The organism is Brucella sp. GW823-FHT04E01 (assembly GCF_058796175.1).
On sequence record NZ_JBXAIK010000004.1, the window covers coordinates 577,040 to 603,946 of the forward strand.

The window sequence follows — 26,907 nt, forward strand, 5'->3', positions numbered from 1 at the left end:
CAACATGCGCAATAATGGTAAATTTAGGGCGTATATTATTATTTTCTACACTTCAATATTGATTGCAATCATCTTTATTTTACAAAATACAACGTCGCACTTACAGCAAGTTGATTAAAATTTTACAGGAAATGTTACTCTCACCTCTTTGACGGACAGTCAAAAAGAAAGGCGTCCCGGAGGGAACCGGGACGCCACGCGGCTTTGGGGGGAGAGAGGGAGGATAAAGCCGCGATCACGGGCCGTCAGGCCAGTTGTTTTGCGAGGCTCACAGATGCATTCCCTGCAGCGTTGTGGTGCAGGGAATGTGTTTGACGAGCCTTTCATAGCAGGGCGCTAAGATGCTTGCGCTATCCGCGCCCTGAAAATGCTCTATCGCCGCACGGGCTTAACAAGTCTCGATGAGTCAAACTCAACGAGACCTGGTATTACGGCAGATTGCGCACGTCTTCCGGCGACATGTACATCGGCATCATATTGGTATCGAGGTGATGCATGACCCAGATGGAGCCGGCAAGAACGATAGCCAGAATGATGACCGTGAAGATGAGTGCCAGAATATTCCAGCCGCCTTCCGACTTCGGATCGAGGTGCAGGAAGTAAACCAGATGCACCAAAATCTGGACGACGGCGATACCGAGCACAATGGCTGCGGTTGTTCCCGGCGTGAAGTAGCCGTTCATGGCCAGCATGAATGGAACGACGGTGAGAACAACTGCCAGCACGAAGCCGATCAGATAGGTCTTCAGGCTGCCATGGCTCGCGCCGTGGTCATGTGTTTCGTGTGCAGAGCTCATCACAGTACACCCAACAGATAGACAAGGGTAAAGACGCCGATCCAGATAATATCCAGGAAGTGCCAGAAGAGGCTGAGGCACATCACGCGCGTCTGGTTCTTTTCCGTCAGACCGTCACGCAGAAGCTGGGCTGAAAGCACCAGAATCCAGATCAGGCCCGACGTGATGTGAAGACCGTGGGTTCCCACCAGCGCAAAGAAGGCCGAGAGGAACGCGCTGCGGCCCGGACCTGCACCTTCATGGATCAGGTGATTGAACTCATAGACTTCCATCGCGAGGAAGGCAGCGCCCAGCAGGAAGGTTACGCCCAGCCAGAACAGAAGGCCGGCACGGTTCTTCTTGAACATCGAAAGCGTGGCCAGACCATAGGTCAGCGACGACACCAGCAGGAGCATGGTTTCGATCAGAACAAAGTTCAGATCGAACAGTTCACGGCCGGTCGGACCGCCCGCAAACTGATGCGCCAGAACGGCATAGGTTGCAAACAGGCCCGAAAAGAGGACGCAGTCGCTCATCAGGTAGATCCAGAAGCCGACCAGCGTGGTCGACCCTGCATCGTGATGGTCCTCATGAGCGGGGTGCTCATTCCCGCCCGTGAACGGAGCGGTGGTTGAAATGCTTGCGCTCATCGGAATCAGGCCTCCTGAGCAGTCAGTTGCCGGGTACGGAGGTCTTCGACTTCCTGCACCTCTTCGGCCGAGACGTAAAAGTCTCTGTCATTATTGAAGGAGTGAGCGATGGCAACGGCCAGCACAGCGACGGCGGAGGCGATTGCCAGCCACCAGATGTGCCACACCAGGGCAAAGCCGAGCGGAATGTTCAGAATGCCGATGATGAAGCCGGTGCCGGTGTTCTTCGGCATGTGGATGCGCGCGAACTTTTCGGTGCGGCGCACATAGCCGTTCTGCTTCATGTCCCACCAGCCGTCATGATCGCGCACATGCGGAACTTCGGCGAAGTTGTAGAAGGCAGGCGGCGAAGCCAGCGACCATTCCAGCGTACGGCCCGTACCCCAGCTGTCGCCATTGTTGTCGCGCAGCTTTTCGCGGTCGCGGATCGAAACTGCGATCTGCAGAACCTGGAACACGATACCGCAAAGGATGATCGCAACGCCGATGGCGGCAATGATGAGGTAGATGTGCCATGCCGGGTTTTCGGTGTGGTTCAGACGACGGGTCATGCCCATCAGGCCGAGCACGTAGAGCGGCATGAAGGCCAGGATGAAGCCGACGAGCCAGCACCAGAATGCGTTCTTGCCCAGACGCTCATTCAGCTTGAAGCCGAAAGCCTTCGGCCACCAGTAAACGAGACCGGCAAAGCAGCCGAACAGCACGCCCGAGATGATCACATTGTGGAAGTGGGCGATCAGGAACACCGAGTTGTGCAGCACGAAGTCTGCTGGCGGAACTGCGAGCAGAACGCCCGTCATGCCGCCGACAACGAAGGTGCACATGAAGCCGATGGTCCACATGACCGGCGTTTCCATGCGAACGCGGCCCTTATACATGGTGAAGAGCCAGTTGAAGACCTTCGCCCCTGTCGGGATCGAAATGATCATGGTTGCCACGCCGAAGAAGGCGTTGACGTTGGCACCGCCACCCATGGTGAAGAAGTGGTGGACCCAGACCAGGAACGACAGAACCGTGATGGCCACAGTGGCGTAAACCATCGACTTGTAGCCGAACAGGCGCTTGCCGGAGAAGGTTGCCACGATTTCCGAGAAGATGCCGAAGCACGGCAGAACCAGAATGTAGACTTCCGGGTGACCCCAGATCCAGATGAGGTTCACATACATCATCGGATTGCCACCGGCATCATTGGTGAAGAAGTGGAAATCCAGATAGCGGTCCAGCGAAAGCAGGGCCAGCGTGACGGTGAGGATCGGGAAGGCTGCGACGATCAGCACGTTCGAGCAGAGCGCGGTCCAGGTGAAGACCGGAACCTGCATCATGCCCATGCCGGGCGCGCGCATCTTGATGATGGTGGTGATCAGGTTCACGCCCGAAAGCAGCGTACCCATACCGGAAATCTGCAAGGCCCAGATATAATAATCCACCCCGACATCCGGGCTGAACTCCTTGCCGGAAAGCGGCGGATAGGCCAGCCAGCCGGTCTTGGCGAATTCGCCGACACCGAGCGAGATGTTGATGAGGATCGCACCGGCAACCGTCAGCCAGAAGCTGAGCGAGTTGAGGTACGGGAAAGCCACGTCGCGCGCGCCGATCTGAAGCGGCACGGCGAAGTTCATCAGGCCGACGATGAAGGGCATCGCCACGAAGAAGATCATGATCACGCCATGGGCGGTGAAGATCTGGTCGTAGTGGTGCGGCGGCAGGAAGCCTTCATTGGCGCCGGAGGCGATTGCCTGCTGGGCGCGCATCATGACGGCGTCCGAGAAGCCGCGGAACAGCATCACGAGTGCCAGAATGATATACATCACGCCAATGCGCTTGTGGTCGACGGACGTCAGCCAGTCGTTCCAGAGCGGAGCCCATTTGCGGTAGTAGGTAATGGCTGCAAGAATAGCGAGCGCCCCGCCAGCCACCGCGGCCAAAGTGACCATGATGATTGGCTCGTGATAGGGTATCGCTTCGAGCGTAAGTTTTCCGAACATTTTTTATCACGCTTCGATTTTAGCAATTCCGGGACGGCGCAAGACGGCCATCTTTCCGGAACCGCGTGAAACAAAGGATTGAATGCGGATGGCCGTGACCTCCTGCGAGATCACGGACCGATCGGCACATCAGTTTTCGAGCTGCGAGAGGCGCTGCGGCTGGACTGCGCAGATGATGTCGCTCGCCCACTGGCTGAAATCGACAGGCGAAGACTTGCGCAGATTGGCGCGCGCTTCGCGGATCATCTGTTGACGATGCATTTCATCGTCGAGGCAGACGGACTTGCCGTCCCAGCAGCGGTTCACGATGTTGTGGAACAGCGCCTGGTCATTATAGGTGAAGAACTGCGGCGGAACCTTCTCGCTCGGCTGAACCAGCGAGGCGTAACGGTCGCGGCTCAGCTCTTCGCCATTCGCCTTGGCCTTCACATCGGCAACCCACTTGTCGAAGTCGGCCTGATTGTAGGCATGCGCCTTGAAGCGCATCTGGGCAAAACCCTGACCGCTATAGTTGGCGGAGATACCGTCGAACTCGCCAGCATGATTGGCAATCAGATGCAGCTTCGTCTGCATGCTCGGCATGGTGTAAACCTGACTGCCGAGCTGCGGGATGAAGAAGGAATTCATGATGTTGCTGGAGGTCAGCTTGAAGTTGACCGGCACATCGACCGGCATTGCCATTTCATTGACGGTGGCGATGCCCTGGTCCGGATAGATGAAAAGCCATTTCCAGTCGAGCGCAACGACTTCGACATTGATCGGCTTTGCATTCGATTCCAGCGGGCGGTACGGATCAAGCTTGTGGGTGGCGACCCAGGTCACGGAGCCCAGAACGACGATGATCGCCAACGGGATGAGCCAGACGGCAAGCTCGATCTTGGTCGAGTGGTGCCAGTCGGGCTGGTAATCCGCCTTCTCATTCGAGGCGCGGTACTTCCATGCGAAGTAAAGCGTCATGAAGATGACGGGAAGCACGACGAGCAGCATGATGCCGGTCGCAAAAAGCATGAGATCGCGTTCTGCCATGCCGATTTCCCCTTTCGGGGAAAGCAGGACCTGGTTCTCGCAGCCTGCGAGAAACGCCGTGAGGGCCAAGACGGCGAACGAAACGATCGTCCGGGGGGTGCCGTGTTTCATTTGTCTTTCCATCCTGCGCGCGGAGTGTCATCTCCGGCGCATGCGTCATTTCCTAGTTTTCGGTAAATTCTGAAATTTCCAAAAGTACCGTTATAACGAATAATCCCGTTTGTCACGTGCCTGACGAAAATTGTGCTGGATCGTAATGTCGCGCCCAAAAGCGGGCATTTTGTCTGAACAATCCGGCCAGATCGCTGATGCGGGCCATGTTTTGGGCAATGCATAAATGCAATAAATCCATCGGCCCTCTCAAGGGATCGATGTCCTGACCGGCGGTCTGAATGGGTCGCCAGTTGTCAGGTGCGGCGGAGCGAATAGGCCCAAAGGAAAGGGTTTGCAAGATGAAAACCGCCATCTACCCCATGAATAAACGGGATCGTGATGGGAATTTACCGAATTTGACGCGAATTGCGCGCATCCCGGAAAGTGTTAAACGGTTTTCGGACAGCCGCTCCGATCCATGTCCGAGGTTTTGTGGCGGCACGATCTTCGGCAAAATAACCCCGGGGCGCAGAGACGGTTTATCTTCCGCGCTGTGTATGCTTATTGAAAATGCGCGAGGGAATTGGGGATAGAAATGATATTTGCCGAAATGCCGCTTGATGAAGCCGAAGGTGCAATTCTCGGCTATGCTATGACGGCAGGTGCGCTCACTTTACGCAAAGGCACAGTTCTCGATGCCCTCAATCTTGCCCTGTTGCAGGAAGCGGGTATCAGCTCGGTTCTGGCTGCGCGCCTGGAAAAGGGCGATATCGGCGAGGATGAGGCCGCACTTGCCATCGGACGTATGCTTATTTCCGGCGAAGTGGAGATCGGCAGCCCCACAACCGGACGGGTCAATCTGCACGCCCGGAAGAATGGCGTATTTTTGGTAGATGCCGACCGTATTGATGCAGTCAATGCGCATGATGCGCGCATTTCCATCGCGACGCTGCGCAATCATGTGCGGGTGGAAACCGGACAGATGGTAGCCACAGTCAAGATCATTCCTTTTGCTGTGCCGGGGACCCTTTTGCGGGACATCGGCCTCGATGCACGGCCTGCGCTGCGCGTCCATCCCTTCAACGGCGCGCGGATCGGGCTGATCCAGTCGCGCCTTCCCTCGATACGCGAAACGGTTCTTGAGAAGACCCGCGAACTGATGGGAAAGCGGACTGCTCGGAATGGCGGGACACTTGTTTGCGAAAAGCGCGTCGCGCACGATCAGGTTGCGCTGACAGCGGCAATCGCGGAAGTGAGCCGGGCCTGCGATATTATCGTGATCTTCAGCGCATCGGCGGTTGCCGACGAGGCAGATATCGTGCCGCAGTCGATCCGCATGTCAGGCGGTGAAATCCTGCGCATCGGCATGCCGGTCGATCCGGGCAATCTGCTGGTCCTGGGCAGGCATGACGGCAAATATATTGTCGCCGCCCCCGGATCGGCCCGCAGCGCCCGCGAAAACAGCCTCGACTGGGTGCTGGATCGTCTGATGGCGGGGATCACACTTTCCGCCGACGATCTTTCCCGCATGGGGGTTGGTGGACTGGTTCTCTAGAACGCGTAGTCGAAAACCAATATGCCCTCGATGCCACCTTCAGCGGCTTCGACGAGGCTTTTGCCGACCTTCGCGTGTTCAGGATGCGGAAGATAGGCATCCCGCGCCGCGCTATCCGTGAAATCGACAACAAAACCGTGCCGGAAACCCTTTTCGAGATTTTCCGGACTGTTGTTTTCGCCAGCCGTAATGGACAGGATGCCGCCGATCTTGTCCTTGAGGGCCACAACGGCCTGCAGCTTCTCTTCGATCTGCGCGGCTCCGAGTTCGGACCTGAATTTGACGAGAACGATATGGCGTATCATGAACGGTTTCCGTGATTGAAAATGAGATCGCGCGGCCTCCAGAAATGGCAGCAGGCAACCTCTTTCATACGGTATTTATCGAGCGGGGAAAATGCCTCCTGTCAGGCGTCGCTGAAACGGAACCGCACCGAAAGCCATTTCGCAATTCCGTGCGGCCTCGCACTGGAACTCGCCTGACGGCAGTACTCAACGGTTCCAGTTAAAAACGGAGTCGCTGAACCGCTGCAAGTATTTGTTTCGTCGCATTATTCAACGCATCGAAGCGAGATGAGAAGCCAATCCCGTGGACCGGTTCCCGGCACGGACACGTCATTCTTTCCGGAAAATACGCCAAAAACGAAAAAGGCCGGGTTGAACCCGACCTTCCGCTTTCACCTGAGTTGCGCCAGTACATCCGTGGTCACGATCCCAAGTGAATCCCCGATACGCATATGGATATAACCCGTCTGCGTTTCAGGAATATGACATTGCGGGCAGCGGCCAGATTGCTCCAAAACCGGTTCAACCCGGCCCTGCCCCGACAGTTTCGACCCACAAACCGTTGCCTGAAACTGCCGTATTCTTGCGTGGGCGCCTGATCACGCCCCATGTAGTCCGCGTTCATCCCGCTTCCGCAGATCGACGCTTGTAATATCCGTTTCCGACGTCTGAAGCTTTGCGCCCAAAGGGCTGCAGAACCTGTCGTCAGGCCGCCATCGGCGTTTCCGCCACATCGGGGTGGTTGTAATTCCACACCTCGATCAGGCATTGCCGCATCAAGTCGAGATCGACCGGACCAATCCGGCTCAGTACAAGATCGAGTTCGTCGGGCTCTACGCCCCTGTTGAGCAACTCAACAATCGCCTCGATCAGAATTCTCTTGTCGTCAAATCTGTAGCGCTGCATAAACCTGCTCCGCTATCTGCCCCAGCACATGGTCATAGATTAAACAGTCATGGTTAACCGAAGCTTAAGCCACGAAAAACCAACGCGATTTACTGACACCACAAACTGACGCAGACGCTTGCTCCAAAAATTTTCCGCAAGAACCTGCGGAATGCATTTCAAAAATAACTTAAACAGAAAATTGAAAACCTTGTTTTTCGGACAAGATTAAGTCCAAATCCTAGTATATTTTCCGCGAAAACCAAGAAGAAATTTTCAACTCGCTATATTTTATTATTTGCTTTCGTTCAGATGAGGCCCCTATGTCGTTCTTTCGGAAATATGTCGATTGGTCCTTTACTTATGCCCGGATGGCCGGGCTGGGACTGCTCGTCGGCTCAAGCGTCATGGGTGGTTATCTGTACACGCTGCAATATAAGGGCAACGTCCACACCATCATCGACGGACAGGCCTATCGCTCGAACCAGCCTGATCCTGCGCGCATCGCATCCCTGCAGAAGCTTTATGGCATCAAAACCATCATCAATCTGCGCGGCCCGGAGCCGGGCTCGAAATGGTATGATGAAGAGATCGCAACCGCGAAAACGCTCGGCATCAAGCATGCCGATTTCGAAATGTCGTCAAGGCGGGAGTTGACCCCTGCACAGACGAGACAGCTAATCGCCCTGATGCAGAATGCGGAAAAGCCGGTGCTCATCCATTGCAAATCCGGCGCCGACCGCACCGGTCTCGCTGCAGCGCTCTATGTGGCAGCCGTCGCGAAGGGTAGCGAAGGCAAGGCCGAGCGGCAGATGTCCATCGCCTACGGACATTTCGGTTTTCCGCTCAGCCCGACCTACGCGATGGAAAAGACCTTCGAAGCCATCGAGGCGGAACTCGGCTATACCGGTTCCTGACGGTTTTCAGCTCCACAAATGCAAAACGCCGGGGATAACCCCGGCGTTCTTTATTCTAACCACGACAATTTTATTCGAGGCCGACGATCTTGCCGTCATCCCACTTGAAGATGTCGAAGCTTGGCGAGCTAAGGTCGCCGTTTGCGCCATAGGTCAGCGTGCCGATAGCGGTTTCGATAGGCTTGCCATCATGCAGAGCCTTGGCGACGGCAGCAGAATCATCGGTCGAATCGGCGCGTTCGATGCCGGCCTTGATGACTTCCACAGCGGCATAGGCGTTCATGGTGAAGGCTTCAGCCGGGATACCCTTGGCCTTGAGCGCTTCGATAGCATCCTTGGAAGCCGGGTTCTTGGTGGCGTCCTTGGCGTTGGTGAAGAGCGTGCCCTGTGCGTTGGTGCCGCCGATTGCCCAATATTCGGTGTTGGACAGACCTTCGCCGCCGAGCACCAGTGCCTGCATGCCAGCGTCATGCAGCTGACGCGACAGGAGGCCGCCTTCGGCATGGTAGCCGCCGAAATAGACGACGTCAGTGCCAGCAGATTTGAGCTTGGTGACGAGCGCGCTGAAATCCTTGTCGCCCGGCGTGACCGAATCGTAATGGACTTCCGTGATGCCGCCCTTGTTGATCGCCGCCTTGAAAGCGTCGGCCAGACCCTTGCCATAGGCACCCTTGTCATGGATCACGGCGACCTTCTTGTCCTTGAAGTTCTTCAGGACATAATCGGCCATGACTTCAGCCTGCTGGTCATCGCGGCCGCAGGTGCGGAACACGTTTTCCAGATTGCGCGCGGTCAGATCCGGGCCGGTGGCGGTCGGGGTGACCATCAGCACACCGTTTTCCGAGAAGACGTCGGAAACGGGGATGGCAACGCCGGTCGTGACCGGGCCGACGACGAACTTGATGCCGTCGCCAACGATCTGGTTGGCGGCGGAAACGCCCTGCTTCGGTTCACCGGCATCGTCGGCAAACTTCAGAACGACTTTCTCGCCCTTGATGCCGCCAGCCTTGTTGATGACTTCAACGGCGGTTTCCGCGCCCTTCTTCACCTGGTCACCGAAAGCAGCGACAGGGCCCGTCAGCGGTGCAACGACGCCGATGGTGATGTCAGCATAGGCGGCGCTGGCAAAGCCGAGTGTAGCTGCGAAAGCCACGCTGGACAGAAGTTTCAGGTTCATTCTTTTTCTCCTTTGTAGGGCAGCGTCCTCCGACGGCCCCGAGACAACCCTTGCCGGTCAAATCTCAACGCGTCTGCGCTGCCGAATTGCCGGGCCCTCCCTTTTGTTCATCACATGATCTCAAAGGGTCAATCCAAAAGCACGCCGCACCGCCGCCTCGAAGAGGTCAGAGCCATAATATTATCCGAAATTGCATCTGCCCTTTCGGAATCATGCTCCGGAACGGGAGCGAGCTTTCATGATGTAATAAGAATGCATTTCCGGCTTCCGATTGCAAGGGGCCAAGTGCCCGCAACTACAACGAAAATCGGCTCCTCCCAAATGTTCAGTTCCCTCCCTTCCATGATGGTGATTTCTTCGCAAAAAAGGCCGCGATTCCCTCCGCGGCCTCTGGCGTTTCCCATGTATCGGCAAGACGGGTCAGCGTCATTTCGATGACGGCCTCGTCTATCGGCGCGCCCAGCGCATGAACCAGCCTCTTGGAGGCGGCAACCGCTGCAGGCGCGGTGGCAAAATAGGGTTTGATCTCCACCTCCACCGCCGCATCGAGACGTTCCGCCTCGACCACGTCATGCACCAGCCCGATCCGCCGTGCTTCCTCGGCATCGAACAGTCGCGCCGAAGTGAATGTGCGCAGCGCATTCGCCTGACCGATGCGCGCTACCACATAGGGGCTGATGGTGGCCGGTATCAGACCGAGCTTGGTCTCCGTCAGCCCGAAGCGCGCGCCGGATGCAGCGATGGCCGCATCGCAGACGCTGATGAGGCCGACGCCGCCGCCATAGGCCTGCCCGTTGATGCGCCCGATCAGCGGTTTTGGCAAATCGCGCAGCGCTTTCAGCATGAGGGCGAGCTCGCGCGCTTCCTCAATGCGCTGCGCGCGTGTGGCTTTGACCTGTTCCTGCATCCATCCCAGATCACCACCCGCACAGAAACTTGTGCCATTGCCGGTCAGGACCACGAGGCGCACGGCGTCATCATCCGCCAGATGCAGCGTCGCCGTCAGAAGCTCATCGATCATCCGACCGGACAGCGCATTATGCTGCTCCGGACGGTTGAGCGTCAGTGTCGCGACGCCGCGTTGATCTATCGCAATCTGGATCGTCTCAAACGCCTTCATGCGGCTTTGTCCTGACGCAGCGCCTGCGCGAACAAGGCCGCCGATCTAAGCTTGTCCAGATTGAGGCCGGTTTCAAAACCCGATCCATGCAACATTTCGACGACGGAGACCGTATCGACATTGCCCTTGGCGCCCGGCGCGAAAGGACAGCCGCCGAGACCGCCGACCGAGGCATCGAACACGCGCAAGCCCTTCTCCAGACTGACGCGGATATTGTCGAGGGCCCGCCCGCCCGTGTCGTGATAGTGGCCGGCAAGGCTGTGCGCAGGCGCAATGGCCAGCACGGCATCCAGCATGGCTGCCACCTTGTCCGGCGTGCCACGCCCGATCGTATCGCCGAGGCTTACTTCGTGACAGCCGAGCGAGAAGAGCTGTTCGGTCACATCGGCAACCGCTTGCGGGGCCACCGGCCCATCATAGGGGCATTCCACGACGCAGCTCACATAGCCGCGAATGGCCAGACCATCATTGATCGCAGCACCGATGACCGGCGACAGCCGCTCGATGCTCTCAGCAATCGTGCAATTGATATTGGCTTTCGAAAAGCCTTCCGAGGCGGAAATGAAAACCGCAATCTCGTCAACATTTGCAGCGGCAGCAGCTTCATAGCCCTTCATGTTGGGCACCAGTACCGAATAGCGCACGCCATCAGCACGGCGAATCCCGGCCATGACTTCTGCGGCATCCGCCAGTTGCGGCACCCATTTCGGGCTGACGAAACTCGTTGCCTCGATGCGGGCATAGCCGCAATCCGACAGGCGGTCGATCAGTGCGACCTTGTCCGCTGTCGGCACAAACCGCTTTTCATTCTGCAGGCCATCACGCGCAGCCATTTCAACGATTTCTACGTGTTCAGCCATGTTCTTCCTCCAGTTCTACAAGAAGGATGCCTTCATTGACCTGATCGCCCGCTGCAACAGTTACGGACGAAACCTTGCCGTCGCGCGGCGCGGTCAGTGACAGTTCCATCTTCATCGCTTCCATCGTTACAAGCGGATCGCCCTTGGCGACGCTTGCCCCCTCCACGACGGAAACCAGTCGCACTAGTCCCGGCATCGGTGACAGGATACGGCTTTCGCTCGAAGCATCCTCTTCCGCGCCAACAGACTGCACATGATGAAATATGGTGTCGCGACCTTCGAGTTGCACCGCCACATCATGTCCGATGCGCACGACCGACGCCTCTGAAACACGGCCATCGACAGCAAAGCGAACCAGCCCGTTTTCATGGAAACGGATTTCGATAGTGCCGAAAGCAAAGCCGAAATGCCTGTCGCCCATGGTCGTGAAGCTGACCGTGTGGCGCTCGCCATGATGATCGATCAGAACCGAGCGCGATGCCTCACCCCAAAGCCGGAACCCGCGCAGGCTCGACCATGGATCACCTTGGGGGTCGCCGATCACTGGCGCGTCCAGAAGATCGAGCGCGCCGAGTGCAGCCAGCGCAAATGCGATATCCGAAGGCTGCTTATCGGCGAAAAGCGCCGCCGTCTCGCGTGCAATCAGGCCGGTATCGACATCACCGGCGCGGAAAGCTTCGAGGTTGCAAAGCGCCGACAAAAATTGGCGATTGGTGACGAGGCCCGCAATCCGGGTCTTGTTCAGGCTCGCATCAAGCCGGTTCAGTGCCTCATCGCGCGTTGCACCATGGGCGATGATCTTGGCGATCATCGGATCATAGAACGGCGTGATCGTATCGCCGGTTCGCACACCGGAATCGACACGTGCATTTTCAGGCGGTGCGAACAGAGCAAGCTTGCCGGTTGCAGGCAGAAAATCCCGCGCCGGATCTTCCGCATAAAGCCTCGCCTCGAAAGCCCAGCCGTTTATGGAAAGTTCGTCCTGACGTTTCGGCAGCGCTTCGCCGGAAGCAACGCGCAATTGCCATTCGACAAGGTCGAGGCCGGTGATCGCTTCCGTAACCGGATGCTCAACCTGCAGGCGGGTGTTCATTTCCATGAAGAAGAAGCGGTCCGGCCGTAGCCCTTCCGAAACATCGGCGATGAACTCCACCGTGCCCGCGCCGCAATAGCCAATGGCCAAAGCCGCCTTCACCGCAGCCTCACCCATGGCGGCGCGCATTTCCGGGGTCATGCCGGGCGCAGGTGCTTCCTCGATTACTTTCTGGTGGCGGCGCTGCAGCGAACAATCGCGCTCGAAGAGATGCACCGCATTGCCATGACTGTCGCCAAAGACCTGCACCTCGATATGGCGCGGCTTGGTCATGTATTTTTCGATCAGCACAGCGCTATCGCCGAAAGAGGCTTCCGCCTCGCGGCGCGCGCTGTCCAGCGCCGCCGCGAAATCAGCGGCCTGATCGACACGGCGCATACCCTTTCCGCCGCCGCCCGCACGCGCCTTGATGAGCACGGGATAGCCGATCCGGTCCGCCTCGCTTTTGAGGAAGGATCCATCCTGATTATCGCCGTGATAGCCCGGAACGACAGGCACGCCTGCCTTCTCCATCAATGCTTTGGCGGCATCCTTCAACCCCATGGCGCGAATGGCTTTGGCCGATGGGCCGATGAAGACAAGCCCCGCCGCCTCGACAGCATCCACGAAACCGGCATTTTCGGAGAGAAAACCGTAGCCCGGATGGATCGCCTCTGCGCCGGTTTCCTTCGCAGCCTTGATGATCGCCTCGACATTCAGATAGCTTTGCGCAGAAATGGCAGGGCCGACGCGCACCGCCTCGTCAGCCATTTCCACATGGAGTGCTTGGGCGTCGGCATCGGAATAAATTGCGACGGTGGCAATACCCAATTCCCGCGCCGTGCGAATGACCCGGCAGGCAATTTCTCCGCGATTGGCAATCAGTATCTTTTTGAACATCTGACGGCCCTTTTACATTCTAAACAAGCCGAAACGCGTCGGCTCGACCGGCGCATTCAGCGTGGCAAAGAGCGACAAGCCAAGCACTTCGCGGCTCTTGCGCGGATCGACGATGCCGTCATCCCAAAGCCGCGCCGAGGCATAAAGCGGATGGCTCTGGCGCTCGAACATCTCCAACGTCGGGCGCTTGAACTCCGCCTCCTCATCCGCCGACCATGTGCCGCCGGTGCGCTCGATCCCGTCGCGCTTGACGGTTGCCAGCACGCCTGCCGCCTGTTCGCCGCCCATCACCGCAATGCGGCTGTTCGGCCAGGTCCACAGGAAGCGCGGCGAATAGGCCCGCCCCGCCATGCCGTAATTGCCCGCACCATAGGAAGCGCCGATCAGCATGGTGATTTTCGGCACATTGGCCGTCGCCACCGCCGTCACCAGCTTTGCCCCATGCTTGGCGATACCCTCCGCTTCATATTTGCGCCCGACCATGAAGCCGGTGATGTTCTGCAAAAACACCAGCGGAATGTTGCGCTGGCAGCAAAGCTCGATGAAATGCGCGCCCTTCAAGGCCGCTTCGGAGAACAGTACGCCATTATTGGCGATAATCCCGACCGGCATGCCGTAGACGCTGGCAAAACCGCAGACCAAAGTGGTGCCATAGCGCGCCTTGAACTCATCGAAATCCGAACCGTCGACCAGTCGTGCAATCACTTCGCGCACATCATAGGGAATGCGCGTATCGGCGGAAACGACGCCCAAAATTTCTTCCGGATCATAAAGCGGGGCAGCGCCATCGCCTCTTGGGATAAACTCACGCTTCTCGCTGTTGAGATTGGCTGCAATGGCGCGCGCGATTTGCAATGCATGGGCGTCGTCATTGGCCAGATGATCGGCCACGCCGGAAAGCCTTGTGTGCACATCGCCGCCGCCGAGGTCTTCCGCGCTCACCACTTCGCCGGTTGCGGCCTTCACCAGCGGTGGACCGGCCAGAAAAATCGTGCCCTGATTGCGCACGATCACCGTCTCGTCGCTCATGGCGGGCACATAGGCGCCGCCCGCCGTGCACGACCCCATGACCACGGCGACCTGCGGAATGCCCGCAGCCGACATCTGCGCCTGATTATAGAAAATGCGTCCGAAATGGTCGCGGTCCGGGAACACCTCATCCTGATTGGGCAGATTGGCCCCACCGGAATCGACCAGATAAATGCAGGGCAGGCGATTTTCGCCCGCGATCTCCTGCGCCCGCAGATGCTTTTTCACCGTAACCGGATAATAGGTGCCGCCCTTCACCGTCGCATCGTTGCAGACGATCATGCAGTCGCGGCCCGATACCCGCCCGATGCCGGTGATAATCCCGCCCGAAGGAGCCGCGCCGCCATACATGCCATGGGCTGCCGTCAGCCCCACTTCCAGAAAGGGCGCCCCCGGATCGAGCAATTGCGCCACGCGCTCGCGAGGAAGCAGTTTTCCACGCGAAACATGGCGTTCGCGCGCTTTCTCACCACCGCCATCAAGTGCAATCTGGGAAGCTTCACCCACCACGTCGATCGCCGCCAGCATCGCCTTGCGGTTGGCCTCGAAGCTGGCGCCGCGCGTCGAGATTTCCGATTTCAGAACCGCCATCAACGGGTCTCCTGAAAGAGTTCCCGTCCGATCAGCATGCGCCGGATTTCCGATGTGCCCGCACCGATCTCATAGAGCTTCGCATCGCGCAAAAGGCGGCCCGTCGGATAATCATTGATGTAGCCATTGCCGCCGAGAGACTGGATCGCCTGCAGTGCCATCTGCGTGGCATTTTCAGCCGTATAGAGAATGCAGCCCGCCGCATCCTTGCGCGACGTCTCGCCCCGGTCGCAGGCCGCCGCCACCGCATAGGTGTAGGCGCGCGAGGCATTGAAGGTCACATACATGTCGGCAAGCTTGCCCTGCATGAGCTGGAACTCGCCAATCGGCTGGTCGAACTGCTTGCGCTCATGCACATAGGGCACCACGACATCGAGACAGGCCGCCATGATGCCGAGCGGACCACCCGCCAGCACCACGCGTTCATAGTCAAGACCGGACATCAGCACATTGACGCCCTTGCCTTCTGTCCCGAGCAGGTTTTCGGCAGGCACTTCACAATCCTCGAACACCAGTTCGCAGGTGTTGGAACCGCGCATGCCAAGCTTGTCGAGCTTCTGCGCGGTCGAGAACCCCTTGAAACCTTTTTCAACGATGAAGGCGCTGATGCCGCGCGGGCCTGCTGCCGGATCGGTCTTGGCATAGACTACCAGCACATCGGCGTCCGGGCCGTTGGTGATCCACATCTTGTTTCCGTTGAGAACGTAACGGTCGCCGCGTTTCTCGGCGGCAAGTTTCATCGAAACGACATCGGACCCCGCGCCCGGCTCGGACATGGCGAGCGCGCCGACATGCTCGCCGGAAATAAGTTTTGGCAGATATTTCGCGCGCTGCTCGGGAGAACCGTTTCGCTTGATCTGGTTGACGCAGAGATTGGAATGCGCGCCATAGCTGAGACCGATGGAAGCGGAAGCGCGGCTGATTTCTTCCATCGCGATACAATGGGCCAGATAGCCCATGCCAGCGCCGCCATATTCTTCGGGCGCCGTAATGCCGAGTACGCCAAGCTCACCCAGTTCACGCCACAGACGCATGGGAAATGCATTGTTGCGGTCGGTTTCAGCGGCCAGCGGCGCAATGCGGCTTTCCGCAAAACGGTGCACCGTATCGCGAAGGGCTTCGATCTCCTCGCCAAGACCGAAATTCATGCCCGATGCAAACATACTCGTCCTCCACAAGTTCTGCTCGGTGTCCATCTTTTGCAAGACGGCTATGTTCCGGCCAGAGTGTCCCGTGGCGGCCAATTAGGCAATGGCTTTGCGTGGCGTTCTGTGGCTATTTATTACCGGATAACGAAATTTTGTTGCGTCCGTTACCCGGCAACTCCAAGCAATTGGAGGGTGATCAAATCAATCCTCATGAAGCGCGGCAATATCGCGATAAAGCTCCAGCGCTTCGGGGTTTGCCAGCGCCTCGCGATTCTTCACATCGCGCCCATGCACGATATCGCGCACGGCAAGCTCCACGATTTTTCCCGACTTGGTGCGCGGAATATCCCGGACAGCAACGATTTTCGCCGGAACGTGACGCGGCGTGGCGCCGGTGCGAATCTTGGTTTTGATGCGCGCCTTGAGGTCGTCGTCCAGCCTCACACCTTCGGCGAGCCGCACGAACAGCACCACCCGCACGTCATTATCCCAATCCTGCCCGATGCAGAGTGCCTCGGCGATCTCCGGCATCTGCTCGACCTGATTGTAGATTTCTGCCGTACCGATACGCACGCCGCCAGGGTTGAGTGTCGCGTCCGAACGACCATGGATAACAATGCCGTCATGCTCGGTCCATTCGGCAAAATCGCCATGGCACCATATATTGTCGAAACGCTCGAAATAGGCGGCCTGATATTTCGCGCCTTCGGGATCGTTCCAGAATTGCAGCGGCATGCAAGGGAATGCCTTCGTGCAGACCAGCTCGCCTTTCTCACGGCGCACCGGCTTGCCGTCATCGTTCCAGACGTCGACGGCCATGCCAAGGCCCGCGCCCTGAATTTCGCCCAGCCAGACCGGCTCCGTCGGAACGCCCAGCACGAAACAGGACACGATATCCGTACCGCCGGAAATGGAGGCGAGATGCACGTCCGGCTTGATCGCTTCATAGACAAAGGCAAAGCCTTCCGGCGACAGCGGCGAGCCGGTCGAGGAGACAGTGCGCAGTGCCGAAAGATTATGTGTCTCGCCGGGCTTCAGACCGGCTTTCAGCACCGCGTCGATGAATTTCGCCGAAGTGCCGAAATAGGTCATGCCCTCGGCGGCGGCATAGTCGAACAGCACATTGCCATCGGGATAGAAGGGCGAACCGTCATAGAGCAGAAGCGTGGCGCCGGAGGCGATGCCGGAAGCCAGCCAGTTCCACATCATCCAGCCACAAGTGGTGAAATAGAAGAAACGGTCGCCATCACGGATATCCGCATGCAGGCGGTGTTCCTTCAAATGCTGCAACAGCACACCGCCCGCGCGATGCACGATGCATTTCGGAATGCCCGTCGTGCCGGACGAAAACAGGATACAAAGCGGATGATCGAAGGGGAGCCGCGTGAACTCGACGTCTTTGGCCTTGAACGGTTCCAGAGCCGCATCAAGCGCAATGCCCTTTTCAGCGCGGTCAGCAACGGCTTCCGCTTCGCCGAGATAGGTGACAATGACCGCACGTTTCAGCCCCGGCAGCTTTGCCGTCACTTCTGCTATCTTGTCGGCAACGTCAATGCGCTTGCCATTATACCAGTAGCCATCGCAGGCGAAGAAAAGCTTCGGTTCGATCTGGCCAAAACGGTCGAGTACGCCCTGCACGCCAAAATCCGGTGAGCATGAAGACCAGACCGCACCGATGGACGAAGCGGCCAACATCAGGGCCACCGCCTCCGGCATATTGGGCATCATGCCCGCCACACGGTCGCCCGGCTGAACCCCCTCCGCCAGCATGAATTGCTGCAGTTTCGAGACCAGCGCGTGAAGATCGTCCCATGTCAGGCGGCGCTCGATCTTGTCCTCACCGCGAAAGACGATGGCTTCCTCGCCACCCTCATGGCGCAACAGGTTTTCGGCAAAGTTGAGCCGTGCCTCGGGGAAGAATTTTGCGTCACGCATATGGCCTTTATCGACAAGGGCTGGTTTGCCACGCTCGCCGATAACCTCGCAGAAATCCCACACAAGCTGCCAGAATCCGGCGCGATCCTCGACCGACCAGCGATGCAGCGCGGTATAATCCGGCAGGCTCAAGCCCGTGCGCTGTTCTGCGCGAATACGGAATTGCTCCAGATTGCTGGCGGCGATGCGCCCCGCATCCGGTTGCCATAGCGGATGGTCATGCGAAAACTGCGTGGGGACTGCGTTGGTGCTCATCATTCCTCCCAGAACCATGTGGAATTAGACCCTCTCCCGATCAACTCCGACACGAGTTTCTAAAAGAGAGTTTCCGATACGTCCATGCTTTTCCCGTGACTTGGCTATCAAAGGCTCATCCCTTGTGTTGCCCTGCACTCAATTGTGATTGCCGGACAGGCAGGCAGAACCTAGCCTGCACCTTGCTTTATGGGAAAGCGTAACATAACTACAGCCCGCGTCGGAGTTCATCCTGATGTCCTTCGGTGCAAACGAAATATCCAGTTCTCAGGGCGGGGCGAAACTCCCCACCGGCGGTAACGGACCAAGTGTCCGAAGCCCGCGAGCGCCTGACACGTCTGCCGTGTCAGGGTCAGCAGATTCGGTGCAATTCCGAAGCCGACGGTCATAGTCCGGATGAGAGAGAACGAGGTTGGAATCATGCTCGGCTGGACGGCTTGCCGTCTTCGTCCTGCAGTCTTTCTTCCCGTACCCTGAGGTAACAGGCTTGCCAGAGCAAGTTCCGCCTGAAGCGGAACGCTCTGTCCATTTGTTTTGCCGCATTTATGCGACGTCAAATGTTTCCATTTGGCTGCAAAATGCTCCGAAGGAAGAAACCGTTGAGCCAACTTGCCTCTTCGCCAACTTTGAAACCGACCATACGCGGAGCAGCGCTGATGGTCGCAGCCTGTTCGGCCTATGCCGCCGTCAATGTCGCCACCCAATGGGCGGGAACGCGTACCGGTATTCCCTCCGTCATCATCGCCTTCTGGCAATATGTGATCGCGCTGGTACTGACCTTGCCCCTGCTCATTCGCGACGGCACGAGAGCCTTGCGTACCAAGCATTTCGGTCTTCACGTCATTCGCGTCGCGCTGGCTGCCGCTGGCGTACAGGTCTGGATTTATGCGCTGACCCATGTGCCGATCTGGCAGGTGGTCGCGTTGTCCATGACGTCGCCATTCTTCGTCATCCTGTGCGCACGGCTCTTTCTGCAGGAAAAGGTCACGCCGGCACGGCTGCTGACCACATTCACCGGCTTTATTGGCGCGCTGATCATCATCGCACCCTGGTCGGATTCCTATACGGTCTATTCGCTCCTGCCGATTCTGGCCGCAGCGTTGTGGGCGGGCTATTCGGTGATGACCAAATATCTGACCCGTTTCGAAAAGCCCGCCAGCATTTCGGCCTATATGCTGGTACTGCTCACGCCCATCAACGCGGCACTCTGGCTGGCATCCGGCTTAAGCATGTCCGCAATCACCGCGCCGGGCGTCGAAATCTGGTCCATATTGATCGTCATCGGCGCATTCACAGCTCTCGCCCAATATTTCCAGACGGCAGCTTATTCGATAGCGGATGCGGTCTATCTGCAACCGTTCGATGACCTGAGACTGCCGATCAACGTGATCTTCGGCTGGATCGTGTTTGCAGCAGCGCCAAGCATCAACTTCTGGCCGGGAGCGGCCCTGATCATCGGCGCATCGCTCTATCTGATGCGGCAGGACAGCGGTACGTCGCGCACCGCCTGATCGATCCGGTGAGGATGCCTGCCTATCGGGAGACAGGCAGGCCGTTTTGCGTAGAACCAGAAAACCCGCTTGAGCCTTCCGATCTGCTGACCCATGCGTCAATTCTTTTCACCAGCCAGCGGTAAACGGGATTTTCGAACAGGTGGTAAGAGGCAATGGCAGTCAACACGCTTGCAAGAACACCTGCAGCGATGAGCAGGACCGCGCCTGCCGTCGCCTCGCCCCATCGTTCCGGAGCAGCTTTGAAGAAAACCATTCCGACCGCAGGATGGAGAATGAAGATGCCGAAGCTGTAACGGGAAAGCCTTGTGAATCCGCGCCATTGCAGCGGTGTATAAATGCCCCGAGTGGATGCGGCATAAAGCACATAGACACCCGCATAGAGGAAGGCCAGCCGCCAGGGGCCTTCAAGCGTGTGCGGTTCGTCCGGCCCGTTTGCCGGGTGATAGAACAGAAAGACAATCAGGCAAGTGGCAAGCAATGCCTTGATTGCCGGTGCCGGCATCGGTGGATGTTCCCGGCGAGCAAGCCACATTCCAAAGACAAAGGAAGGCAGGGCTCGCAAGACCCCGGCATCGGACAATTGAATGCGTGTGAGTGACAATACGCCAAGCTGTTGCGCCAGATAATCACCGCCCACGGCTGCAGCCATCACACCGACGAGAACCCAGCTCCCGAAACGACGGCACAACATATCGAACAGCGGAAAAGCGAGATACATGGCTAAAAGGGCACTCAGCGACCAGCTGACATAATTGTAGGACAAGGTGCGCCCCAAACCCCAATTATGAATCAGCAGTAACTGGGTCAGCCCGTCTCGCCAGCTCATGCTGGGTTCGACCAGAGGATGCAGAATTCCCGCTGCTGTCAGGACAGAAAGAAGCGCGAAACAGGAGAAGGTCACCACGTGCAGCGGATAAATCCGCGCGAGCCGCTTCCCAACGAAAGCTACATAACGCGGCCAGCTCCAGAGATAATTTCGTCGCCTCGCCAGAAATAATCCAGACACAATAAAAAAGACGTCGGTAAAATAAGCAAATGTTAATATAAAAGAATTCAAAATCTCATTATTTACCGGAACCCGGAAAGAAAAATGGAAGATTGCGATTCCTATACATAATAAAAATCGCAACCCATCAAAATCTTGGATTCTTTTCATTTAAAAACACTGGAACTACTTCACACAATTTCTGTTTAGCAATTTTTTAGGAATTGTCGAGTGCAACTTGAGCGTGAAATAGCGCGATCATGCTAATTTCAATGAGAGCGTCAGTCCGCTGCTGCAAAATGTTCCATCTGGTCGGTAAAGGCCTTCTGGAATGCAGGCCGTGCCGTCGCGCGCCCGACATAGGCCCGGCAGACCGGATGCTGCACCAGACCGTCGAAATGATCGACCAGACGCAATACGTCGGCCATCAGAATATCGGCAACCGAAAACTGATCCGTCAGCCATTCGCGACCTGACAGCGCCTGCTCCATGTGCGCCAGCCGACCGGCAAGGAAGCTGTCCATGAGCTGACGCCCCGGTGTCTGCTCCTCATCACCGGTGAATTTATAAAGGGCGAGCGGCAAGGCGGCCATTTCGACCGAGTTCAACGCCGCAAACAGCCATTGTATGACCTCGTTGCGTGCCCTCGGATCGGGCGGCAACAGCGCATCGCTCTTCTCGGCTATATGAAGCAGGATGGCGCCGCTTTCGAAGACCGACATATCACCGTCGATCAGCCATGGCACTTGCCCGAAAGGCTGATGGGTGAAGTGTTCCGGCCCGCGATTCTTGAATGGAACGCCTTCGACACGATAGGGCAATCCGGCTTCTTCCAGCGCCCAGCGCACGCGAAGATCGCGGACGAAGCCACGCGGCATTTTGGGAACCCAGTCGAATGTCGCCAAAATCATCTCTGTCATGGGAAATGACATAGCGCTTGGACAGGCTTTGTCCACCGATAGCCATTGTGCCGACCGATGATGGTGTCCGTTCTGGTTACTTGAGAAGAAACATTTGGTGGAGCCAAGCGGGATCGAACCGCTGACCTCCTGCATGCCATGCAGGCGCTCTCCCAGCTGAGCTATGGCCCCATCAGACCTCTTTCGAGGCGCATCAGGCAGGACTTGCTGCCCGGTGTGGCGGCTTATTAAATGGCGTTTGTCAGAAGATCAAGAGCTAAATCGCAACTCTTTTCACATCTGTCGAAAATAATTCACAGATCACGCCGAAGCCTCATCCGGGATATGCTCCAAACGCAGCGAGGCGACCCGAAGGTCGCCTCGCAAAAGCATCCGGTCTTGATCTGTGTAACAGATCAGCCTTCCTCGTCTTCACCGCCGACGCCGCCGCCGAGAATGCCCGACATGTCGTCGTCCTCGTCTTCCTCTTCTTCGAGGAAGGTGTCTTCATCGTCGTCGCCGAGATCGACATCGTCGTCGTCCATATCCGGCAGGTCGTCGCCGCTGCCCTTGGTTTCGTCGTCGGCATCCTCGAGAGAGACGAATTCCGGCTTTTCGAGTGCCGTATCCAGTTCTTCCTCTTCGGTTTCCTCTTCGACAACGCGGCTTTCAAGCGTGGAGTCGAAATAGGAACGCGGATAGGAAATGCCGGTGTAAGGCGAAACGATCGGGTCGCGATTGAGATCGTAAAATTTCTTGCCCGTTTCCGGGTCGATACGCTTGGTACCAAGTTCAGCTTTTGCCACGTCTAGCCTCGTTAATTCGCACGGGGACACAAATTCATAAAATCGCGCCGGAATGCCTGCCTTGAAGCATATAGCCCTTCACCATGCTGTTCATGGAGCCATATGGCAAGGGGCAAGTCTTAAGCGCGTTTATATTGTTGTCCGGTGCATAAACGCAATTTGGCGCGTTTGTCAAAGCCAAACGCAAAGGGATGTGCAGACTCTTGGCTCTCCCTCCTGATTATGGGTTTCATCCGCACCGCGTATTCGCGGATGACCGCACAATATTACTATGCTAGGGAAGCCCGGCTTATCTCTCAATCCCGGCGCGTGTCCGCGCCAAAAATGTGACTGTGAAAAATCCATGTCCCATTCTGCACCCCCGAAACCAGCAACCGCCCGCCGCTCGGAGGCACTTACGGGCGAAATTCGCATTCCGGGTGACAAATCCATCTCGCATCGTTCCTTCATGTTCGGCGGCCTTGCATCGGGTGAAACCCGCATCACCGGCCTTCTGGAAGGCGAAGACGTCATCAATACCGGTCGCGCCATGCAGGCCATGGGCGCGAAAATCCGCAAGGATGGCGATGCCTGGATCATCAATGGCGTCGGCAACGGCTGCCTGTTGCAGCCCGAAGCAGCGCTCGACTTCGGCAATGCCGGAACCGGTGCGCGCCTCACCATGGGCCTTGTCGGCACCTATGACATGAGAACCTCCTTTATCGGCGATGCCTCGCTTTCCAAGCGCCCGATGGGTCGCGTGCTGAACCCGTTGCGTGAAATGGGCGTTCAGGTGGAAGCAGCCGAAGGCGACCGCATGCCGCTGACGCTGATCGGCCCCAAGACGGCCAATCCGATCACCTATCGCGTGCCGATGGCATCCGCACAGGTCAAATCCGCCGTGCTGCTCGCCGGTCTCAACACGCCGGGCGTCACCACCGTCATCGAACCGGTCATGACCCGCGACCACACCGAAAAGATGCTGCAGGGCTTTGGCGCCGATCTTTCGGTTGAAACCGACAAGGACGGCGTGCGCCATATCCGCATCACCGGACAGGGCAAGCTTATCGGCCAGACCATCGACGTACCGGGTGATCCGTCGTCAACGGCTTTCCCGCTCGTTGCCGCCCTTCTGGTCGAAGGTTCGGATGTTACCATCCGCAACGTGCTGATGAACCCGACCCGTACCGGCCTGATCCTGACGTTGCAGGAAATGGGCGCCGATATCGAAGTGCTCAATGCCCGTCTTGCCGGCGGCGAGGATGTCGCCGATCTGCGCGTGAAGGCCTCGAAGCTGAAGGGCGTTGTCGTTCCGCCGGAACGCGCTCCGTCGATGATCGATGAATATCCGGTTCTGGCCATCGCCGCGTCCTTCGCGGAAGGCGAAACCGTGATGGACGGTCTCGACGAACTGCGCGTCAAGGAATCGGATCGTCTGGCAGCGGTTGCACGCGGTCTTGAAGCCAATGGCGTCGATTGCACCGAAGGCGAGATGTCGCTGACGGTCCGCGGTCGTCCCGACGGCAAGGGACTGGGCGGTGGCACAGTCGCAACCCATCTCGATCACCGCATCGCGATGAGCTTCCTCGTCATGGGCCTTGCATCGGAAAAGCCGGTGACGGTTGACGACAGCACCATGATCGCCACGTCTTTCCCCGAATTCATGGACATGATGCCGGGACTGGGCGCCAAGATCGAACTGAGCGACGCGCGATGACGCCGTTCATCGTCGCTATCGACGGACCGGCCGCCTCGGGCAAGGGAACCCTTGCCCGGCGCATCGCCATTCACTACGGCATGCCGCATCTGGATACGGGACTGACCTATCGCGCTGTGGCCAAGGCGCTGATCGACAAGGGGCTGCCGCTCGATGATGAAGCGGTGGCGGCTGACGCCGCGCTCAATCTCGATCTGCGCGAGATGGACAAGGCGGTCCTTTCCGCTCACGCGATCGGCGAAGCGGCATCGAAGGTCGCGGTCATGCCGAAGGTCAGACGTGCGCTTGTCGAAGCGCAGCGCAATTTCGCCAATGCCCTGCCCTCAAGCGTGCTTGACGGGCGCGATATCGGCACTGTCGTCTGTCCCGATGCAGCCATAAAGCTCTTCGTCACGGCGTCGCCGGAAGTGCGCGCCGAGCGTCGCTTTGAAGAAATCGTGGCACGCGGCGAGAAGGCAGATTTCGCGGAAATACTGGCCGACCTCAGGAAACGCGACGAGCGTGACACGAACCGCATCGATTCTCCCCTCAGACCCGCTGAAGACGCGCACTTGCTAGATACGAGCGAAATGAGTATAGAAGCGGCATTTCTAGCCGCAAAAAAGCTGATCGATCATGCTTTGGCGCAGCATCGGGGATGAAACCGACAAGTTTTTAGACTTTTTGGATCTCATTATGCCCCGAAAAGCTGGATTATCTTGAGTTCGGACCTATATAGGCTGCACTCATACTGAAAGCCTGACTTCGCGTTCCACGCGCCGGTTGTCTGCAAAGACGGGGCCGAGGTCGGGCATAACGCAACGCTAACCCCCGGCGCCGCATCCGATGAATTTTCCGGATGCACCAGGAGTATTCATGTCAGAATTCAATCCATCCCTCGCAGACTTCGAGTCGCTGCTGGCGGAATCCTTTGCAACGAACGACCTTGCTGAAGGTTATGTCGTCAAGGGCCGCATCGTAGCCATTGAAAAGGACATGGCGATCATCGACGCCGGTCTGAAGGTCGAAGGCCGCGTGCCGCTGAAGGAATTCGGCGCAAAGGGCAAAGACGGTACGCTGAAGCCGGGCGACGAAGTGGAAGTTTACGTCGAGCGCATTGAAAACGCTCTGGGCGAAGCTGTCCTGTCGCGCGAAAAAGCACGCCGTGAAGAAAGCTGGGTCAAGCTCGAGCAGAAGTTCGCCAATGGCGAGCGCGTCGATGGCGTCATCTTCAATCAGGTCAAGGGTGGTTTCACCGTCGACCTCGACGGCGCTGTTGCCTTCCTGCCGCGTTCGCAGGTCGACATTCGTCCGATCCGCGACGTCACCCCGCTCATGCACGTCCCGCAACCGTTCGAAATCCTCAAGATGGACAAGCGTCGCGGCAACATCGTTGTCTCGCGTCGTACCGTTCTTGAAGAGAGCCGTGCGGAACAGCGTTCGGAAATCGTCCAGAACCTTGAAGAAGGTCAGGTCGTTGAAGGCGTCGTCAAGAACATCACCGATTACGGTGCGTTCGTTGACCTCGGCGGCATCGACGGTCTCCTGCACGTGACCGACATGGCATGGCGCCGCGTCAACCATCCGTCGGAAATCCTCACCATCGGCCAGACGGTCAAGGTGCAGATCATCCGCATCAACCAGGAAACCCATCGTATCTCGCTCGGCATGAAGCAGCTCGAGAGCGATCCTTGGGATGGCATCGGCGCGAAGTACCCGATCGGCAAAAAGATCACCGGCACCGTCACGAACATCACCGACTACGGTGCGTTCGTTGAAATCGAGCCGGGCATCGAAGGCCTCATCCACGTTTCCGAAATGTCGTGGACCAAGAAGAATGTCCATCCGGGCAAGATTCTTTCCACCACGCAGGAAGTCGAAGTCGTTGTGCTCGAAGTTGATCCGGTCAAGCGCCGTATCTCGCTCGGCCTCAAGCAGACCCTCGACAATCCGTGGACGACCTTTGCCCAGAAGTACCCTGTCGGTACCGTTGTTGAAGGTGAAGTCAAGAACAAGACCGAATTCGGCCTGTTCATCGGCCTCGACGGCGACGTTGACGGCATGGTTCACCTCTCCGACCTCGACTGGAACCGTCCGGGCGAACAGGTCATCGAAGAGTACAACAAGGGTGAAGTCGTCAAGGCTGTCGTTCTCGATGTCGATATCGACAAGGAACGCATCTCGCTCGGCATCAAGCAGCTTTCCGGCGACAAGGTCGGCGAAGCAGCAGCTTCCGGCGAACTGCGCAAGAACGCCGTTGTGACCTGCGAAGTGACCGCCGTTACCGACGGTGGCCTCGAAGTCCGTCTCGTCGACCACGATCTCGAAAGCTTCATCAAGCGTTCGGATCTGTCGCGTGACCGCGACGAGCAGCGTCCGGAACGCTTCACGGTCGGTCAGAAGCTTGACGCTCGCGTCATCGCTTTCGACAAGAAGACCCGCAAGCTGCAGGTCTCGATCAAGGCGCTCGAAATCGCTGAAGAAAAAGAAGCTGTCGCTCAGTACGGTTCGTCCGACTCCGGCGCTTCGCTCGGCGACATCCTCGGTGCCGCTCTGAAGAAGCAGGAAAAGAACTAATCTTTTCTTCTTCGATCGAACATGAGAAAGCCCGCCTCCTGGCGGGCTTTTTCTTTATCAAATAAATTTATGGTGATTCCTCCGCCACGAAATGGTCACGAACCAGCACAATTTTACATGCTCGACCAATATTGATTCATTATCTTCTTCTCCAATTCGGCAGATGGGCAACTAATAAAGCTTTCTCTGCATT

General features: G+C 57.7%; 23 protein-coding genes, 1 tRNA gene and 1 riboswitch. Of the genes, 6 read left to right on the forward strand and 18 right to left on the reverse strand.

Annotated features, from left to right (window positions below):
• Positions 1-428: 428 nt before the first annotated feature.
• The 5 genes from AC1RHM_RS17840 to AC1RHM_RS17860 form a co-directional block, all read right to left on the reverse strand.
• The gene (locus AC1RHM_RS17840; protein WP_010657856.1) at positions 429-797 is read right to left on the reverse strand and encodes a cytochrome o ubiquinol oxidase subunit IV; all 369 of its coding nucleotides are present in this window, start codon (positions 795-797) and stop codon (positions 429-431) included.
• Positions 797-1,426, reverse strand: coding sequence for a cytochrome o ubiquinol oxidase subunit III (cyoC, locus tag AC1RHM_RS17845; protein ID WP_010657855.1), 630 nt, complete (start codon positions 1,424-1,426; stop codon positions 797-799). Before cyoC ends, AC1RHM_RS17840 begins: the two co-directional genes overlap by 1 nt.
• 5 nt (positions 1,427-1,431) lie before the next feature.
• Entirely contained in the window at positions 1,432-3,411 is a 1,980-nt protein-coding gene (gene cyoB, locus AC1RHM_RS17850) for a cytochrome o ubiquinol oxidase subunit I (RefSeq protein ID WP_010657854.1), read from the reverse strand.
• Positions 3,412-3,540: 129 nt separating this feature from the next.
• Complete coding sequence (gene cyoA, locus AC1RHM_RS17855; protein WP_010657853.1) at positions 3,541-4,548, reverse strand: ubiquinol oxidase subunit II; 1,008 nt, start codon at positions 4,546-4,548, stop codon at positions 3,541-3,543.
• A 112-nt stretch (positions 4,549-4,660) separates the two neighbouring features.
• Complete coding sequence (locus tag AC1RHM_RS17860; RefSeq protein WP_011982282.1) at positions 4,661-4,903, reverse strand: hypothetical protein; 243 nt, start codon at positions 4,901-4,903, stop codon at positions 4,661-4,663.
• Between the two features lie 222 nt (positions 4,904-5,125).
• Between AC1RHM_RS17860 and AC1RHM_RS17865 the strand changes: the two genes are divergently transcribed.
• Complete coding sequence (locus AC1RHM_RS17865; RefSeq protein WP_010657852.1) at positions 5,126-6,085, forward strand: molybdopterin-binding protein; 960 nt, start codon at positions 5,126-5,128, stop codon at positions 6,083-6,085.
• Here AC1RHM_RS17865 and AC1RHM_RS17870 read toward each other — a convergent pair.
• Complete coding sequence (locus AC1RHM_RS17870; protein WP_010657851.1) at positions 6,082-6,390, reverse strand: Dabb family protein; 309 nt, start codon at positions 6,388-6,390, stop codon at positions 6,082-6,084. The two genes, AC1RHM_RS17865 and AC1RHM_RS17870, sit on opposite strands and share 4 nt — an antisense overlap.
• Positions 6,391-7,074: 684 nt before the next feature.
• Positions 7,075-7,275: a hypothetical protein gene (locus AC1RHM_RS17875; RefSeq protein ID WP_010657850.1), complete on the reverse strand. Its 201-nt coding sequence runs from the start codon at positions 7,273-7,275 to the stop codon at positions 7,075-7,077.
• 302 nt (positions 7,276-7,577) lie between these two features.
• Here AC1RHM_RS17875 and AC1RHM_RS17880 point away from each other — a divergent pair, with 302 nt between their 5' ends.
• Positions 7,578-8,171: a tyrosine-protein phosphatase gene (locus AC1RHM_RS17880; protein WP_010657849.1), complete on the forward strand. Its 594-nt coding sequence runs from the start codon at positions 7,578-7,580 to the stop codon at positions 8,169-8,171.
• 70 nt (positions 8,172-8,241) lie between these two features.
• Here the strand turns inward: AC1RHM_RS17880 and AC1RHM_RS17885 are convergent, their stop codons facing one another.
• The 7 genes from AC1RHM_RS17885 to AC1RHM_RS17915 all read right to left on the reverse strand — a co-directional run bounded on the left by AC1RHM_RS17885 (position 8,242) and on the right by AC1RHM_RS17915 (position 18,258).
• Positions 8,242-9,348: a branched-chain amino acid ABC transporter substrate-binding protein gene (locus AC1RHM_RS17885; protein ID WP_010657848.1), complete on the reverse strand. Its 1,107-nt coding sequence runs from the start codon at positions 9,346-9,348 to the stop codon at positions 8,242-8,244.
• A 325-nt stretch (positions 9,349-9,673) separates the two neighbouring features.
• Positions 9,674-10,468, reverse strand: a complete 795-nt coding sequence (locus AC1RHM_RS17890) for a crotonase/enoyl-CoA hydratase family protein (protein WP_010657847.1) — start codon at positions 10,466-10,468, stop codon at positions 9,674-9,676.
• Positions 10,465-11,328, reverse strand: a complete 864-nt coding sequence (locus tag AC1RHM_RS17895) for a hydroxymethylglutaryl-CoA lyase (RefSeq protein WP_010657846.1) — start codon at positions 11,326-11,328, stop codon at positions 10,465-10,467. Before AC1RHM_RS17895 ends, AC1RHM_RS17890 begins: the two co-directional genes overlap by 4 nt.
• A complete protein-coding gene (locus AC1RHM_RS17900; RefSeq protein ID WP_010657845.1) occupies positions 11,321-13,300 on the reverse strand; it encodes an acetyl/propionyl/methylcrotonyl-CoA carboxylase subunit alpha in 1,980 nt (659 codons plus the stop codon). The genes AC1RHM_RS17895 and AC1RHM_RS17900 overlap by 8 nt, the downstream gene beginning before the upstream one ends.
• Before the next feature lie 12 nt (positions 13,301-13,312).
• A complete protein-coding gene (locus AC1RHM_RS17905; protein ID WP_010657844.1) occupies positions 13,313-14,920 on the reverse strand; it encodes a carboxyl transferase domain-containing protein in 1,608 nt (535 codons plus the stop codon).
• Positions 14,920-16,068 (reverse strand): isovaleryl-CoA dehydrogenase, encoded by a 1,149-nt coding sequence (locus AC1RHM_RS17910; protein WP_029375834.1) that lies wholly within the window; start codon positions 16,066-16,068, stop codon positions 14,920-14,922. The genes AC1RHM_RS17905 and AC1RHM_RS17910 overlap by 1 nt, the downstream gene beginning before the upstream one ends.
• Positions 16,069-16,269: 201 nt before the next feature.
• Complete coding sequence (locus AC1RHM_RS17915; RefSeq protein ID WP_010657842.1) at positions 16,270-18,258, reverse strand: acetoacetate--CoA ligase; 1,989 nt, start codon at positions 18,256-18,258, stop codon at positions 16,270-16,272.
• A gap of 259 nt (positions 18,259-18,517) precedes the next feature.
• Positions 18,518-18,670, forward strand: a riboswitch (FMN riboswitch).
• Between the two features lie 187 nt (positions 18,671-18,857).
• Here AC1RHM_RS17915 and AC1RHM_RS17920 point away from each other — a divergent pair.
• Entirely contained in the window at positions 18,858-19,769 is a 912-nt protein-coding gene (locus AC1RHM_RS17920; protein WP_255461650.1) for a DMT family transporter, read from the forward strand.
• A 22-nt stretch (positions 19,770-19,791) separates the two neighbouring features.
• Here the strand turns inward: AC1RHM_RS17920 and AC1RHM_RS17925 are convergent, their stop codons facing one another.
• From AC1RHM_RS17925 to AC1RHM_RS17940, 4 genes are all read right to left on the reverse strand, one after another.
• Complete coding sequence (locus AC1RHM_RS17925) at positions 19,792-20,928, reverse strand: acyltransferase family protein (RefSeq protein ID WP_029375832.1); 1,137 nt, start codon at positions 20,926-20,928, stop codon at positions 19,792-19,794.
• Positions 20,929-21,038: 110 nt separating this feature from the next.
• Positions 21,039-21,677, reverse strand: coding sequence for a glutathione S-transferase family protein (locus AC1RHM_RS17930; RefSeq protein WP_010657839.1), 639 nt, complete (start codon positions 21,675-21,677; stop codon positions 21,039-21,041).
• Positions 21,678-21,772: 95 nt separating this feature from the next.
• Positions 21,773-21,848, reverse strand: a tRNA-Ala gene (locus AC1RHM_RS17935).
• Between the two features lie 224 nt (positions 21,849-22,072).
• Entirely contained in the window at positions 22,073-22,462 is a 390-nt protein-coding gene (locus AC1RHM_RS17940; RefSeq protein ID WP_010657838.1) for a TIGR02300 family protein, read from the reverse strand.
• 343 nt (positions 22,463-22,805) lie between these two features.
• Between AC1RHM_RS17940 and aroA the strand changes: the two genes are divergently transcribed.
• The 3 genes from aroA to rpsA all read left to right on the forward strand — a co-directional run bounded on the left by aroA (position 22,806) and on the right by rpsA (position 26,714).
• Positions 22,806-24,158 (forward strand): 3-phosphoshikimate 1-carboxyvinyltransferase, encoded by a 1,353-nt coding sequence (gene aroA, locus AC1RHM_RS17945; protein ID WP_010657837.1) that lies wholly within the window; start codon positions 22,806-22,808, stop codon positions 24,156-24,158.
• A complete protein-coding gene (cmk, locus tag AC1RHM_RS17950) occupies positions 24,155-24,799 on the forward strand; it encodes a (d)CMP kinase (protein ID WP_010657836.1) in 645 nt (214 codons plus the stop codon). The genes aroA and cmk overlap by 4 nt, the downstream gene beginning before the upstream one ends.
• A gap of 214 nt (positions 24,800-25,013) precedes the next feature.
• Positions 25,014-26,714, forward strand: a complete 1,701-nt coding sequence (gene rpsA, locus AC1RHM_RS17955; RefSeq protein ID WP_010657835.1) for a 30S ribosomal protein S1 — start codon at positions 25,014-25,016, stop codon at positions 26,712-26,714.
• The last annotated feature ends 193 nt before the right edge of the window (positions 26,715-26,907 follow it).